The sequence below is a fragment of the Streptomyces sp. CA-181903 genome, assembly GCF_050937075.1.
Classification (GTDB): domain Bacteria; phylum Actinomycetota; class Actinomycetes; order Streptomycetales; family Streptomycetaceae; genus Streptomyces.
The window spans coordinates 3,115,473-3,128,739 of record NZ_JBNJLY010000001.1 but is presented as its reverse complement, the minus strand read 5'-3'; the positions used below and the strand labels follow the sequence as shown (position 1 = coordinate 3,128,739).

Below are 13,267 nucleotides of genomic sequence, written 5' to 3'. Positions count from 1 at the left end.
GCGGAGCGAGGAGCGGAATGGCAGCCAACCTGGTCAATCTGGAAGCCGTCGACAAGGTGTACGGCACCCGTGCGCTGCTCGACGGCGTCTCCCTCGGCGTCAGCGAGGGCGACCGGATCGGCGTGGTCGGCCGCAACGGCGACGGCAAGACCACCCTGATCCGCATCCTCGCCAAGCTGGAGGACGCCGACAAGGGCCGCGTCACCCACGCGGGTCACGTACGTCTCGGCGTCCTCACCCAGCACGACTCCCTCGACCCCGAGGCCACCGTCCGGCACGAGGTCATCGGCGACCTCGCCGACCACGAGTGGGCGGGCAACGCCAAGATCCGCGACGTTCTCACCGGCCTCTTCGGCGGCCTCGACCTGCCCGGCTTCCCGCAGGGCCTGGACACGGTCATCGGCCCGCTCTCCGGCGGCGAGCGGCGCCGCATCGCGCTCGCCAAGCTGCTGATCGCCGACCAGGACCTCATCGTCCTCGACGAGCCCACCAACCACCTGGACGTCGAGGGCATCTCCTGGCTCGCGAGCCACCTGCGGGCGCGTCGCTCTGCGCTCGTCTGCGTCACGCACGACCGCTGGTTCCTCGACCAGGTGTGCACCCGCATGTGGGACGTCCAGCGCGGCACCGTCCACGAGTACGAGGGCGGCTACAGCGACTACGTCTTCGCCCGCGCCGAGCGCGAGCGGATCGCCGCCACCGAGGAGGCCAAGCGGCAGAACCTGATGCGCAAGGAGCTCGCCTGGCTGCGCCGCGGCGCCCCGGCCCGCACCAGCAAGCCGCGCTTCCGCATCGAGGCCGCCAACGAGCTGATCGCGGACGTGCCGCCGCCGCGCGACAACGCCGAGCTGATGAAGTTCGCGAGCTCCCGGCTGGGCAAGACCGTCTTCGACCTGGAGGACGTGACCGTCCAGGCCGGCCCCAAGGTCCTCATCGAGCACCTGACCTGGCAGCTCGGCCCCGGCGACCGGATCGGCCTCGTCGGCGTCAACGGCGCCGGCAAGACCTCGCTGCTGCGCACCCTCGCCGAGGCCGCCCGGACGGAAGGCGAGAAGCAGCCCGCGGCCGGCAAGGTCGTGGTCGGCAAGACCGTCAAGCTCGCCTACCTGTCGCAGGAGGTCGCCGAACTCGCCCCCGCCCTGCGGGTGCTGGAGGCCGTCCAGCAGGTGCGCGACCGCGTCGACCTCGGCAAGGGCCGGGAGATGACGGCGGGGCAGCTGTGCGAGAAGTTCGGCTTCACCAAGGAGAAGCAGTGGACGCCGGTCGGTGACCTCTCCGGTGGTGAGCGCCGCCGCCTGCAGCTGCTGCGGCTGCTGATGGACGAGCCCAACGTCCTCTTCCTCGACGAGCCCACCAACGACCTCGACATCGAGACCCTGACCCAGCTGGAGGACCTGCTCGACGGCTGGCCCGGCTCGATGGTCGTCATCAGCCACGACCGGTACTTCGTCGAGCGCACCACCGACCGGGTGTTCGCGCTGCTGGGCGACCGCTTCCTGCGGATGCTGCCGCGCGGCCTCGACGAGTACCTGGAGCGGCGGCAGGCCGTCCTGGACGCGGCGGCGCCCGCCGCCCCCGCGGCCGCCGCGGCCCCGGCCAGGCAGAAGAGCGCGGGTGACGCCCGGGCCGCCAAGAAGGAACTGCAGAAGATCGAGCGCCGGCTCGACAAGGTGAGCGAGCTGGAGGCGAAGCTGCACGAGCGCATCGCCGAACAGGCCACCGACTTCGAGGCGGTGGCCAAGCTCGACGCCGAACTCCGCGAACTCGCCGCGGAGCGCGATGAGCTGGAGTCGCGCTGGCTGGAACTGGCCGACGCCGTGTGACGGGTGGGGCGGATGGTATGGCGTGCGCGAGGCGGCGCGCGCCCTCCATCGAAGCCGCAACGGTCTCGTCACAGCCCGGTATCGGTGGCTCGGCACCTCAGACGGCTCTCCCTGCCCCGGCGGCGCAGAGTGATACAAAGAACCCCCGCTCGCCTGCCGCTCACTGGCGGGATCCGCACCCGATGCGCTCCTTCCCGATGGCCGCCCGCCACCGGGATCGCGGGGGAGGCCGGTCGGGCCGCGGCTTCCCGCGCCTAAAGAGGAAAGCCGATGTCACAGCCGCCCAAGCCGCCTCAGCCACCGCAGGGGGTGCCCCCGGAGCAGCCGGCCGGAGGCTTCGGCGCGCCCCAGGACCCCACCCCGACGGCCGCGGCACCCCAGGGCCCCGACTCGTCGGCCGCGGCGCCCCAGGACCGCCCCGGTCCCACGCCCACGGTCTTCGCGCCCGGCGGACCGGCGCCCGCGGCACCGCCCGCGGCGCCGGGCTTCGGCGCGCCGCAGGGCACCGCGCCCGGGTTCGGAGCCCCGCCGGCCATGCCGCCGCGGCCGCAGGACCAGCCGCCGGCCGCGCCGCCCGCGGGTCAGCCCGCGTACGGCTACCCGCAGGCGCCCCCACCGCCGCCGGGTACCCCCCAGGCCCCGCCCGCGCCCCCCGGCGCGCCGCTCGCTCCGCCGCCGGGCGCTCCCCAGCCGCCGCCTCCGCCGGGGGCGCCGTACACCCCGCCCTTCCCGGCGGGCGGTTACGGCTACCCGGGCCCGGCCGGCCCCGGCGCCCCCACGCCCGTCCAGCCGTTCCCGCAGTACGGGGGCGGCGGCTACCCGCCGCCGCCCGCGCCGTCCGGCGGTGGCTCCAAGAAGCGGATGACGGTCATTGTCAGCGCGGTGACCGCGCTGGTGCTCGCCGTCGGCGGCGGTGTCTGGTACGCCACCACGGGCGGTGACAGTAAGGACGACAAGCCCACCAACTCCGCCGACAAGGGCGGGAAGCAGGAGCAGGGCAAGGGGACCGGCGGCAAGGGCGGGTCCGAGGACGGGAAGCCGAAGGACGGCAAGCTCCTCTTCGGCGCCGACCAGCCGGTGGTCGACGACAGCCGCTCGGCGGCCGGCATGTGGGTCACCGACAAGGTCTTCGCCAAGAGCGACCTCGACAAGGTCGTCGGCTACGGCCTGTCCGGCGGCAAGCAGTGGGAGATCCCGCTGCCCGGCGACATCTGCCAGGCGCCGAAGCACGTCACCGAGGACGGCAGGACGGCCGTGGTCGTCGAGGAGGAGCCGCCGTCCTCCAACAAGCCCTACGGCGGCCCGTGCAATCAGGTCGTGGCCCTGGACCTGAACAACGGGAAGAAACTGTGGCAGAAGTCGGTCAAGATCGGTGACCGAACGGTCCAGTTCCAAGACGTCACCATCGGCGGCGGGACCGTCGCGGCGGGCAGCCTCCAGGGCGGCGCCGCCTGGACGATGGACGGCAAGGAGCTGTGGAAGCCCAAGCCGGAGGACCTCTGCAAGGACGACGGCTACGGCGGCGGCACCAAGCTCGTCGCGGTCCGGCGCTGCGGCGACTACGAGCGCCCGCAGATGAAGATCCAGACGCTCGACCCGGCGTCCGGCAAAACCAAGTCCACCTTCAACCTGCCGAACGGCGTCGACGACGCGCACGTGGTGTCGACCGACCCGCTGGTCATCGGCGTCAAGGTGGGCGACCACAGCGGCACCGGCGTCTCGGACTTCATGGCCATCGACGACAGCGGTTCCGACGGCAAGCTGCGCAGCAAGATCTCCACGGAGAACGGCAAGTACCAGCCGCGCTGCTCGTCGAGCGGCGTCGAGTCCTGTTACAAGCTGGCCGTCGACAAGGACAAGCTCTACCTGCCCACCGACGACCACCAGACCGGCAAGGCCGACGAGGTCGGCCGCGTCAACGAGATCGTCGCGTTCGACCTGTCCAGCGGGCAGACGAAGGGCAAGGTCGACGGCCGCGTCAGCTCCACGCTGGTGCCGCTGGGCGTGGGGAAGGACGGCGCGGTCATCGGCTACCAGACGGCGGGCTGGCGCAACGGCGGCACCGTGGTGAGCATCGACCCGCAGACCTTCGCCACCCGGGTGCTGCTGAAGAACCCGGTCGCCACCCAGCAGACCGAGAGCCAGATCTCGCCCCTCTTCGAGCAGGCGATCTGGGCGCAGGGCCGGCTCTACCTGGGCCGCAATTACCTGCACAAGCCGAGCCAGTTCGCGGGCGGCAAGGAGTACGTCGCCATGATCTGGGGCGCCGAGTGAGCGGCCGGGTCCGCCTCTGAACGACCGTGTGGGGGGCCGCCGGGACGGTCACGTGAACGATCGTTTCCGCTGCGTGAGTTGATCATTCGGCGAGCACTACACGCCGTATCCCTGTCCATCACGCGTACATGCCTGAACGATCCGTTTCAGACGCGAAGTACACGTGATTGACAGGGATTTCGGCATTCCGGGGGACTTCTCACGAGTAGGGGGCGCGGAACGTCGAACAAGCGTGTAGCTTCCGGGGGCAGAGGGCGACGAGAGACGTACGCGGGCGACAGGGGGGCAGCGCATGGGCGTGCGGCTCATGGTGGTCGACGACCACCGGCTGCTGGCCGAGGCGCTCGCCTCGGCGCTGAAGCTGCGGGGGCACCGGGTGCTGGCCGCGGCGGCGCCGAGCGCGGGAGCGGCCGATCTGGTGGTGAGCCGGGCACCCGAGGTGTGCCTGCTCGGGACCGCCGCCCCGGCGGAGCCCGGGGCCTTCGACCCCGTGGTCCGGATCAAACGCGAGCGCCCGCAGGTCGCCGTCGTGGTGCTCGGCCCGGTGCCCAGCCCGCTCGGCATCGCCGCCGCCTTCGCCGCCGGCGCCTCCGGCTACGTACGGCACAACGAGCGCATCGAGGGCGTCGAGCGCGCCATGATGAAGGCCCGCGCCGGCGAGGCCGCCGTGGAGCCCCAGCTGCTCCAGGGCGCCTTCGCCGAACTGCTCAACCCCGCCGCCCAGCCCGACGACGAAGGCGCCCGGCTGCTCCAGCTGCTGACCCCGCGCGAGGTCGAGGTGCTGGTCCGGGTGGCCGAGGGCGAGGACACCCGGCTGATCGCGGCCGGGATGGGCATAGCGCCCAGCACCGCCCGGACGCATGTGCAGCGGGTGCTGATGAAGCTCGGCGTGGGCTCCCGGCTGGAGGCCGCCGCCCTGGCGGCCCGCACGGGCCTCCTCGACCGCGCCGCCGGCGGCCGGACGCCGTCCGTCCCGGCCCCGGCCGTCGCCCGGGGAGCGGTGGGCCGCCAAGGACCGTAGGGGCGGCGGTACGGGCGGACGTCCGCTCGCCGTGGCCTGGCGGGCCGCGGGGCCGGAGCGACCGTGGTACCGGCGGGAACCCCACCCGCGTCCGTGGCACGGCGCACCGCCGGACCGGCCGTCACCGACGGGACCGGTGTGCCGGACGGTACGAGCGGGCAGAGTGCGGAAATGAAGAGAACGGCCACCCGGCTCGCCGACGGCCGCGAGCTGTTCTATTACGACGCCCGGGACGACACGGTCCGCGACGCGGCGGACCGCCGCGGGCCGGTGCCGGGCGGCCCGGAACCGGACGGCCCCGCCGGCGCGGACCGCGGCAGCGAGCTGCGCGCCGACCCGCTGCTCGGCGACACCGTCGTCATCGCCGCCCACCGCCAGGGCCGCACACACCACCCGCCGCCCGACGCCTGCCCGCTCTGCCCCTCCCGGCCCGGCCGGCCCACCGAGATCCCGGACGCCGACTACGAGGTCGTGGTCTTCGAGAACCGCTTCCCGGCCCTCGCCGGCCCCGAGGCCGGCCGCTGCGAGGTGGTCTGCTTCACCGCCGACCACCACGGCTCCGCCGCCGCGCTGGACGACGAGCGGGCCGCGCTCGTCCTCGACGCCTGGACCGACCGCACGGCCGAGCTGTCCGCCCGCCCCGGCACCGCCCAGGTCTACTGCTTCGAGAACCGCGGCACGGAGATCGGCGTCACCCTCGCCCACCCGCACGGCCAGATCTACGCGTACCCCTTCGTCACCCCGCGCACCGAGCGCGCCCTCGCCTCCCTCGCCGCGCACCGCGAGCGCACGGGCGGGCGGAACCTGTTCGACGACGTCGTGGCGCGGGAGGAGGCCGACGGGCGCCGCGTCGTCCTCGCCGGGGAGCACTGGACGGCGTTCGTACCGTACGCCGCCCGCTGGCCGTACGAGGTGCACCTGTACCCGCGGCGCCGGGTGCCCGACCTGCCCGCCCTGGGACCGGACGCCCGGGCCGAGCTGCCGGGCGTCCACCGGGAGCTGCTGCGCCGCTTCGACCGCCTGTTCGGGCCGGACGCGCCGCCCACCCCGTACATCTCCGGCTGGCACCAGGCACCCGTGCGCCACCCCCTCAGGAGTGAATTCGCGCTCCACGCCGAGCTCTTCACCGTCCGCCGGGCTCCCGGCAAGCTCAAATTCCTCGCGGGTTCCGAGTCCGGCATGAACGTGTTCGTCAACGACGTGCCGCCGGAGACCGCGGCGGAGCGACTGCGAGAGGCGGCAACCGGATGAACACGAGGACGTGCCTGGTCACGGGCGGCGCCGGCTATATCGGCAGCGTCGTCGCGGCCCACCTGGTGGCCGCCGGGCACCGGGTGACCGTGCTCGACGACCTGTCCACCGGCCACCGCGACGCGGTCCCGCAGGGCGCGCGCTTCATCGAGGGGCGTGTACAGGACGCCGCGCGCTGGCTGGACGGCTCGTACGACGCCGTCCTGCACTTCGCCGCCTGCTCGCAGGTGGGGGAGTCCGTCGCCGCCCCCGAGAAGTACTGGCGCAACAACGTCGGCGGCAGCCTCGACCTGCTCGACGCCATGCGGGAGGCGGGCGTCCGCACCCTCGTCTTCTCCTCCACCGCCGCCACCTACGGCGACCCGCGGGACCCCGTCCCGCTGACCGAAACCGACACCACCGCTCCCACCAACCCCTACGGCGCCTCCAAGCTCGCCGTCGACCACATGATCGCCGGGGAGTGCGCGGCACACGGCCTCGCCGCCGTCTCGCTGCGCTACTTCAACGTGGCGGGCGCGCACGGCCGGTACGGCGAGCGGCACGCCCCGGAGACGCACCTGATCCCGATCGTCCTCCAGGCGGCCCTCGGCGAGCGTGCGGAGATCACCGTGCACGGGGACGACTACCCCACCCCGGACGGCACCTGCGTCCGCGACTACCTGCACGTCGGCGACCTGGCCGAGGCGCATCTGCTCGCCCTGGACGCCGCACGCCCCGGCGAGCACCTGATCTGCAACCTCGGCAACGGCAACGGCTTCTCCGTCCGCCAGGTCGTCGAGACCGCCCGCGAGGTCACCGGCCGACCCCTCCCGTGCCGTACGGGCCCCCGCCGTCCCGGCGACCCGGCCGTCCTCGTCGCGTCGGCCGAGCGCGCCCGCGAGGTGCTCGGCTGGAAGCCGCGGCGCCCCGAGCTGGCCGCGATCATCGCGGACGCCTGGGAGTTCGCCCGCCGCGCGGAGCCGCGGTGAACCCCGCGGCGGGCTTCCGGGCGGTCTACGGCCGCGCCCCGGACGGCGTCTGGTCGGCGCCCGGCCGCGTCAACCTCATCGGCGAGCACACCGACTACAACGACGGCCTGGTGCTGCCGACGGCCCTGTCGCGGCGCACCCGGGTGGCCGCCGCCGCCCGCCCGGACGGGCTGCTGCGGCTGCACTCCGCGCGGGCGGACGGCGGGGTGGTGACGCTGGAGCCGGCCGCGCTCGTGCCGGGGCGGATCAGGGGCTGGGCGGCCTACCCGGCGGGCGTCGTCTGGGCACTGCGTACGGCCGGCCTGCCCGTAGGCGGCGTGGACCTGCACGTGACGAGCGACGTGCCGCAGGGGGCCGGCCTCTCCTCGTCCGCCGCCCTGGAGGTCGCGACGGCGCTGGCCGTCGCCGGCGTCCACGGCCTCGCGCCGGAACCGGCCGAACTGGCCCGGCTGGCGCGGCACGCGGAGCACGCCTTCGTCGGCGTCCCCTGCGGGATCATGGACCAGACCGCCGCCGCCCGCTGCCGCGCCGGGCACGCGCTCCACCTCGACACCCGCGATCTCACCGTCCGCCACCTGCCGTTCGACCCCGCCGCGCACGGACTGCGGCTGCTCGTCGTCGACGTCGGAGTCCGGCACGCGCTCGCGGACGGCGCCTACGCGGCGCGCCGCGCCGCGTGCGAGGCGGGCGCGCGGGCGCTCGGCGTACGCGCCCTGCGGGATGTCACTCCCGCACAACTCCCCGACGCCCTGCCTGTGTTGCCCGCCGGGCTGCGGCCGGCGGTCCGGCACGTCGTCACGGAGAACGACCGGGTGGCACGGGTGGCCGCGCTGCTGGCGGCCGGGGACCTCCGGGCGGCCGGGCCGCTGCTCACCGCCGGGCACGCCTCGCTCCGCGACGACTTCGCCGTCTCCTGCCCCGAACTGGACCTGGCGGTCGACACCGCCCGCGCGGCGGGCGCGCTGGGCGCCCGGATGACCGGCGGGGGTTTCGGCGGGTCGGCCATCGCGCTGGTGGCGGAGGAGCGGGCGGAGGCGGTGGTCCGGGCCGTCACGGCGGCCTTCGCGTCCGCCGGGTTCGGGGCGCCGGCCGTCTTCGCGGTGACGGCGGGGGAGGGGGCGCGGCGGGACGCCTGATGGGGACGCTTGACCGGGGCGTCTGACGGGGGCGTCTGACGGGGGCGTCTGACGGGGGCGCCTGACCGAGGCGACCGGTCGGGACGCCCGACGAGGCACCTGGCCGAGGCGTCCGGCGGGGGCGGCCCGATCACCCGTCCGTGGCAAGGGACTTGATCAATGTGTAGTCGGTGACGCCCGGGGGGTAGTCCTCCACCGTGGCCACCACCCGGTAGCCCTGCTTGCGGTAGAAGTCCGGGGCCTGGAAGTCCCAGGTCTGCACGCGGCTGCCGACGCAGCCGTGCCGCCGGCGGGCGCTCTCCTCGGCAGCGGCCACGAGTCGCCCGCCGAGTCCCGTGCCGCGGTGCCGCGCGTCGACCCAGAGGAGGTCGATGTGCAGCCAGTGGTACTGGACGTATCCGGTGAGGCCACCCGCCAACTCCCCGTCCGCGCCCGTCGCGTAGACCTGGAGTGGGACGCTGTCCTCGGCGGGGGTGCCGCGCAGGGAGCGAAGCACGGCGGACCGTTCGGAGTTGGTCTCGGTGAGGCGCTGCTCGACCACATCGCGTCGTTCCGCGTCGTTCACTACCTCAATACTGAACATAAAGCTCACGATAAACATCTGGGTCAAGCAGTTTTGCGAATCGGCTTCCGTTGTCGGACCCCGGCCGTACGCTGAGCACAGCGTCGGTGGGGGCCGACGCCGATCAGGGGGCGAGACAGGCAGGTACGTCGCCCGGGGTGGGGTAGTTGTCAGGGCACGGCGGCGGCCGTGCGCGTGCGACGGCTCCGTACCGGGCGCCGTACCCGCACTGCACGCCTCCCCGGATTTGGGGGTGGTTGTGGCACGTATTCGGGTATTGGTGGTCGACGACCACCGTATCTTCGCCGAGTCGCTCGCCGCCGCCCTCGCGGCCGAGCAGGACGTGGACGTCTCGGCGGCCGGCAGCGGGCCGGCGGCGCTGCGCGCTCTGGAGCGCGCGGCGGCGGAAGGGCGGCGTTACGACGTCCTGTTGATCGACGCCGATCTGGGCGCGTCGGCCGTGGAAGCGGCCCGGGTCCCGGAGCAGCGCCGGCCTCCCGGGCGGCCGCCGACGGGTCAGCCCGAGGGTGTGGTGGACGGGATCTCCCTGGTGGCCGGGGTGCGCTCCGGGCATCCGGGGGTGCGCACGGTGGTGCTCGCGGAGCGGGACGACCCGCGCCGGGCGGCGTCGGCGCTCCAGGCCGGGGCCGGCGGCTGGGTGGCGAAGGACTGTTCGCTCTCGCGCCTGCTCGCGGTGATACGAGGTGTGCTGCGGGACGAGACGCATCTGCCGCCCGCCCTGCTGACGGGCGTACTGCGGGAGCTGACGGCCGCGCGCAAGCACCGTACGGAGAGCGAGCGCCTGGTGGAGTCGCTCACCCCGCGCGAGCGGGAGGTGCTGCGCTGCATGGTGGCCGGGCTCGGCCGGAAGGCCGTGGCCGAACGGCTCTTCCTCTCCCCGCACACGGTGCGGACGCACATGCAGAACGTCCTGGGCAAGCTGGGCGTGCACTCCACGCTCGCGGCCGTCGCGCTGGCCCGCCGGGCCGGGGTCGGCCCGGTCGACCTAGCCGGGGACGTTGTCGAACGGGGCGGTCAACTGGCGTAGCAGGGCGGCGAGTTCGACGCGCTGCGCGGTGGAGAGTTCGGCGAGGATGGCCCGCTCCTGGGCGAGCAGCCCGGCGAGCGCCTCGTCCGCGCGGTCCCGCCCCTCCTCCGTCAGCCGTACCAGGACGCCGCGCCGGTCGTTGGGGTCGGGCTCCCGCCGGACCAGGCCCTTCTTGGCCAGCCGGTCGATGCGGTTGGTCATGGTGCCCGAGGTGACCAGCGTCTGGGTCAACAACTGCCCGGGGGACAGCTGGTACGGCGCGCCCGCGCGCCGCAGCGACGTCAGGACGTCGAACTCCCAGGGCTCCAACTGATGCTCGGTGAAGGCGATCCGCCGCGCCCGGTCGAGGTGCCGGGCGAGCCTGCTGACCCGGCTCAGAACCTCCAGTGGCTCCACGTCGAGGTCCGGGCGCTCCCGGCGCCACGCTGCGACCAGCCGATCGACCTCGTCCTCCATGAGATCAGTGTAGTGGGTCTGTCGACATGAAGTCTCTTGACGTCAAGATATCGGCGGAGGATGCTGGGCCCGACAGAGCCCTCCACGCTCCCGGCCCCCAGGAGGCCCCCATGCCCCACACCCCGACCTGGGACCCACGGCAGTACCTCCGCCACTCCGGCCCCCGCACCCGCCCCTTCCACGATCTGCTCGCCCGCGTCCCCGGGCTGCCCGGCCCCGGCCCGGCCCGGATCGCCGACCTCGGCTGCGGCCCCGGCAACGTCACCGCGCTGCTCGCCGACCGCTGGCCCGACGCCCTGATCACCGGGCTCGACAACTCCCCGGAAATGCTGCGCGCGGCGGCCGCGCACGCCGGTCCGACCAGCGGCGGCGGCAGTATCTCCTTCGCCGCCGCCGACGCGTCCGACTGGACCCCCGACGGCCCACTCGACCTGATCATCGCGAACGCCCTGCTCCAGTGGGTGCCGGACCACCCCGCGTCCTTCCCCGCCTGGACCGCGGCGCTCGCCCCCGGAGGCGTCCTCGCCTTCCAGGTGCCCGGCAACCAGGACGCGCCCTCGCACACCCTGATGCGCCGCCTCTGCGACACCCCGCGCTGGCGCGACCGCCTCGCCGGCGCCGCCCGAGGCCCCGTCCACGTCCTCGACCCGGCGGCCTACCTCACCCTCCTCGCCGACCTGGGACTCACCGTCGACGCCTGGGAGACCACCTACACCCACCTCCTCCCCGGCCCCGACCCCGTCCTCGACTGGCTCAAGGGCACCGGCCTCCGCCCGGTCCTCACCGCCCTCGCCGACGCCCCCGAGGAGCGGGAGGAATTCCTCACCGGGTACGCGGCCCTCCTCCGCGAGGCGTACCCGCCGGGTCCGCACGGGACGGTCTTCCCGTTCCGGCGGATCTTCGTGGTGGCCCGGAAGCCGGGGGGTGAGGAGGGGGAGTGATGATCCGATCACCCTTTCGCGTGAAGGGTGCGGAGAGGGCGGCCTCCGGTGGAGCGGCTCAGCTCTTGCGGTGGCCCACCAGACGCGGCCGCTGCTCCAGGCCGTCGAGGCCGTGCCAGGCCAGGTTGACCAGGTGGGCCGCCACCTCGGCCTTCTTGGGCTTGCGGACGTCGAGCCACCACTGGCCCGTCAGGGCCACCATGCCGACCAGCGCCTGCGCGTAGAGCGGGGCGAGCTTCTGGTCGAAGCCGCGGGTCTTGAACTCCAGACCCAGGATGTCCTCCACCTGCGTGGCGATGTCGCTGATCAGCGAGGCGAAGGTGCCCGTCGACTGGGCGACGGGGGAGTCGCGGACGAGGATGCGGAAACCGTCCGTATAGGTCTCGATGTAGTCGAGCAGGGCGAACGCGGCCTGCTCCAGGAGCTCGCGCGGGTGGCCCGCGGTGAGGGCGCCCGTCACCATGTCGAGGAGCTGCCGCATCTCGCGGTCGACGACCACCGCGTACAGCCCCTCCTTGCCCCCGAAGTGCTCGTACACCACCGGCTTGGAGACCCCGGCCTTGGCCGCGATCTCCTCCACCGACGTGCCCTCGAACCCCCGCTCGGCGAAGAGCGTGCGACCGATGTCCAGCAACTGCTCCCGGCGCTCCGCGCCGGTCATCCGCACCCGACGGGTGCGTCTGGCCCCCTGCGCGGGGGTCAGATCCTTCTTACCGGAGGTTTTGCTGTCGATCGCCACGCCGTCCATCATGCCGCCTGAGCGGCGTCCTTCTGCTCGCCGTCGGCCGCGCGGACGCTCTCCTCGCCGGGCCGCGGCTTGCGCCGCGCCGCGACGCGGCCCGCGCTCGGCCAGCGCACGTCGTACGCCCAGCCGGCCAGCTCGAACCAGCGGATGAGGCGGGCGCTGGAGTCCAGCTGGCCCCGCAGCACCCCGTGCCGCGCCGAGGTCGGGTCGGCGTGGTGCAGGTTGTGCCAGGACTCACCGCACGACAGGATCGCCAGCCACCACACGTTCCCGGAGCGGTCCCGGGACTTGAACGGCCGCTTGCCGACCGCGTGGCAGATCGAGTTGATCGACCAGGTCACATGGTGCAGCAGCGCCACCCGGACCAGTGAACCCCAGAAGAACGCCGTCGCCGCCCCCTGCCAGGACCACGTCACCAGCCCGCCGACGAGCGGCGGGATCAGCAGCGAGACCGTCGTCCACAGGACGAATGTACGGGAGACGGCCCGGATCGCCGGGTCCTTGATGAGGTCCGGCGCGTACTTGTGCTGCGGCGTCCGCTCCTCGTCGAACATCCAGCCGACGTGCGCCCACCACAGGCCCTTCATCAGGGCCGGCACGGTCTCGCCGTAGCGCCACGGGGAGTGCGGGTCGCCCTCGGCGTCGGAGAACTTGTGGTGCCTGCGGTGGTCCGCCACCCAGCGCACCACCGGCCCCTCCACCGCCAGCGAACCCATGATCGCCAAGGCGACGCGCAGCGGCCGCTTGGCCTTGAACGAGCCATGGGTGAAGTAACGGTGGTAACCGATGGTGATGCCGTGGCAGCCGATGAAGTACATCGCCGCCATCAGCCCCAGATCCAGCCAGCTGACCCCCCACCCCCAGGCCAGGGGGACCGCGGCGAGCAGGGCGACGAAGGGGATGGTGATGAACAGCAACAGGGTGATCTGTTCGATCGAACGCTTGCTGTCACCACCCAGCGTGGCGACGGGGAGCGGGGCCTCCTGGGCCTTCGGCACGTCCTCGATCAGGTCGGGGCTTGCAGTCATGGATTCCCTCGTGG

General features: G+C 73.6%; 12 protein-coding genes. 8 read left to right on the top strand and 4 right to left on the bottom strand.

Translation table 11 applies throughout. From position 1 onward, the window contains the following. The first annotated feature begins 17 nt into the window (after nucleotides 1-17). The 6 genes from ACQEVS_RS13915 (at nucleotide 18) to galK (ending at nucleotide 8,473) form a co-directional block, all read left to right on the top strand. Nucleotides 18-1,823: an ABC-F family ATP-binding cassette domain-containing protein gene (locus ACQEVS_RS13915; RefSeq protein WP_433020020.1), complete on the top strand. Its 1,806-nt coding sequence runs from the start codon at nucleotides 18-20 to the stop codon at nucleotides 1,821-1,823. A gap of 270 nt (nucleotides 1,824-2,093) precedes the next feature. Beyond that, nucleotides 2,094-4,097 (top strand): PQQ-binding-like beta-propeller repeat protein, encoded by a 2,004-nt coding sequence (locus ACQEVS_RS13910; protein WP_433020017.1) that lies wholly within the window; start codon nucleotides 2,094-2,096, stop codon nucleotides 4,095-4,097. Nucleotides 4,098-4,389: 292 nt separating this feature from the next. Then, the gene (locus ACQEVS_RS13905; RefSeq protein WP_433020014.1) at nucleotides 4,390-5,118 is read left to right on the top strand and encodes a response regulator transcription factor; all 729 of its coding nucleotides are present in this window, start codon (nucleotides 4,390-4,392) and stop codon (nucleotides 5,116-5,118) included. Between the two features lie 171 nt (nucleotides 5,119-5,289). Next, on the top strand, nucleotides 5,290-6,369 hold the full coding sequence (gene galT / locus ACQEVS_RS13900) for a galactose-1-phosphate uridylyltransferase (RefSeq protein ID WP_433020011.1): 1,080 nt from the start codon (nucleotides 5,290-5,292) through the stop codon (nucleotides 6,367-6,369). Next, nucleotides 6,366-7,337 (top strand): UDP-glucose 4-epimerase GalE, encoded by a 972-nt coding sequence (gene galE / locus ACQEVS_RS13895; RefSeq protein ID WP_433020008.1) that lies wholly within the window; start codon nucleotides 6,366-6,368, stop codon nucleotides 7,335-7,337. Before galT ends, galE begins: the two co-directional genes overlap by 4 nt. After that, entirely contained in the window at nucleotides 7,334-8,473 is a 1,140-nt protein-coding gene (galK, locus tag ACQEVS_RS13890; protein WP_433020005.1) for a galactokinase, read from the top strand. The genes galE and galK overlap by 4 nt, the downstream gene beginning before the upstream one ends. A gap of 130 nt (nucleotides 8,474-8,603) precedes the next feature. Here the strand turns inward: galK and ACQEVS_RS13885 are convergent, their stop codons facing one another. Beyond that, entirely contained in the window at nucleotides 8,604-9,056 is a 453-nt protein-coding gene (locus tag ACQEVS_RS13885; protein ID WP_433020002.1) for a GNAT family N-acetyltransferase, read from the bottom strand. Nucleotides 9,057-9,294: 238 nt separating this feature from the next. Here ACQEVS_RS13885 and ACQEVS_RS13880 point away from each other — a divergent pair, with 238 nt between their 5' ends. After that, complete coding sequence (locus tag ACQEVS_RS13880) at nucleotides 9,295-10,083, top strand: LuxR C-terminal-related transcriptional regulator (protein WP_433019999.1); 789 nt, start codon at nucleotides 9,295-9,297, stop codon at nucleotides 10,081-10,083. Here the strand turns inward: ACQEVS_RS13880 and ACQEVS_RS13875 are convergent. Next, a complete protein-coding gene (locus ACQEVS_RS13875; RefSeq protein ID WP_185942657.1) occupies nucleotides 10,042-10,539 on the bottom strand; it encodes a MarR family winged helix-turn-helix transcriptional regulator in 498 nt (165 codons plus the stop codon). The two genes, ACQEVS_RS13880 and ACQEVS_RS13875, sit on opposite strands and share 42 nt — an antisense overlap. 110 nt (nucleotides 10,540-10,649) lie before the next feature. On the opposite strand from ACQEVS_RS13875, the gene ACQEVS_RS13870 reads away from it, so the two are divergent. Beyond that, a complete protein-coding gene (locus ACQEVS_RS13870; protein WP_433019995.1) occupies nucleotides 10,650-11,480 on the top strand; it encodes a trans-aconitate 2-methyltransferase in 831 nt (276 codons plus the stop codon). A 58-nt stretch (nucleotides 11,481-11,538) separates the two neighbouring features. Here ACQEVS_RS13870 and ACQEVS_RS13865 read toward each other — a convergent pair whose 3' ends face one another. Further along, on the bottom strand, nucleotides 11,539-12,231 hold the full coding sequence (locus ACQEVS_RS13865) for a TetR/AcrR family transcriptional regulator (RefSeq protein ID WP_185942660.1): 693 nt from the start codon (nucleotides 12,229-12,231) through the stop codon (nucleotides 11,539-11,541). Then, nucleotides 12,228-13,253, bottom strand: coding sequence for an acyl-CoA desaturase (locus ACQEVS_RS13860; RefSeq protein ID WP_433019991.1), 1,026 nt, complete (start codon nucleotides 13,251-13,253; stop codon nucleotides 12,228-12,230). The genes ACQEVS_RS13865 and ACQEVS_RS13860 overlap by 4 nt, the downstream gene beginning before the upstream one ends. Nucleotides 13,254-13,267 lie beyond the last annotated feature (14 nt).

What these genes read in the sequence shown, in the direction of transcription:
- ACQEVS_RS13915 (WP_433020020.1), top strand. Translation starts at nt 18, where the DNA reads ATGGCAGCCAACCTGGTCAATCTGGAAGCCGTCGACAAGGTGTACGGC.
- ACQEVS_RS13910 (WP_433020017.1), top strand. Translation starts at nt 2,094, where the DNA reads ATGTCACAGCCGCCCAAGCCGCCTCAGCCACCGCAGGGGGTGCCCCCG.
- ACQEVS_RS13905 (WP_433020014.1), top strand. Translation starts at nt 4,390, where the DNA reads ATGGGCGTGCGGCTCATGGTGGTCGACGACCACCGGCTGCTGGCCGAG.
- galT (WP_433020011.1), top strand. Translation starts at nt 5,290, where the DNA reads ATGAAGAGAACGGCCACCCGGCTCGCCGACGGCCGCGAGCTGTTCTAT.
- galE (WP_433020008.1), top strand. Translation starts at nt 6,366, where the DNA reads ATGAACACGAGGACGTGCCTGGTCACGGGCGGCGCCGGCTATATCGGC.
- ACQEVS_RS13885 (WP_433020002.1), bottom strand. Translation starts at nt 9,056, where the DNA reads ATGTTCAGTATTGAGGTAGTGAACGACGCGGAACGACGCGATGTGGTC.
- ACQEVS_RS13875 (WP_185942657.1), bottom strand. Translation starts at nt 10,539, where the DNA reads ATGGAGGACGAGGTCGATCGGCTGGTCGCAGCGTGGCGCCGGGAGCGC.
- ACQEVS_RS13870 (WP_433019995.1), top strand. Translation starts at nt 10,650, where the DNA reads ATGCCCCACACCCCGACCTGGGACCCACGGCAGTACCTCCGCCACTCC.
- ACQEVS_RS13865 (WP_185942660.1), bottom strand. Translation starts at nt 12,231, where the DNA reads ATGATGGACGGCGTGGCGATCGACAGCAAAACCTCCGGTAAGAAGGAT.
- ACQEVS_RS13860 (WP_433019991.1), bottom strand. Translation starts at nt 13,253, where the DNA reads ATGACTGCAAGCCCCGACCTGATCGAGGACGTGCCGAAGGCCCAGGAG.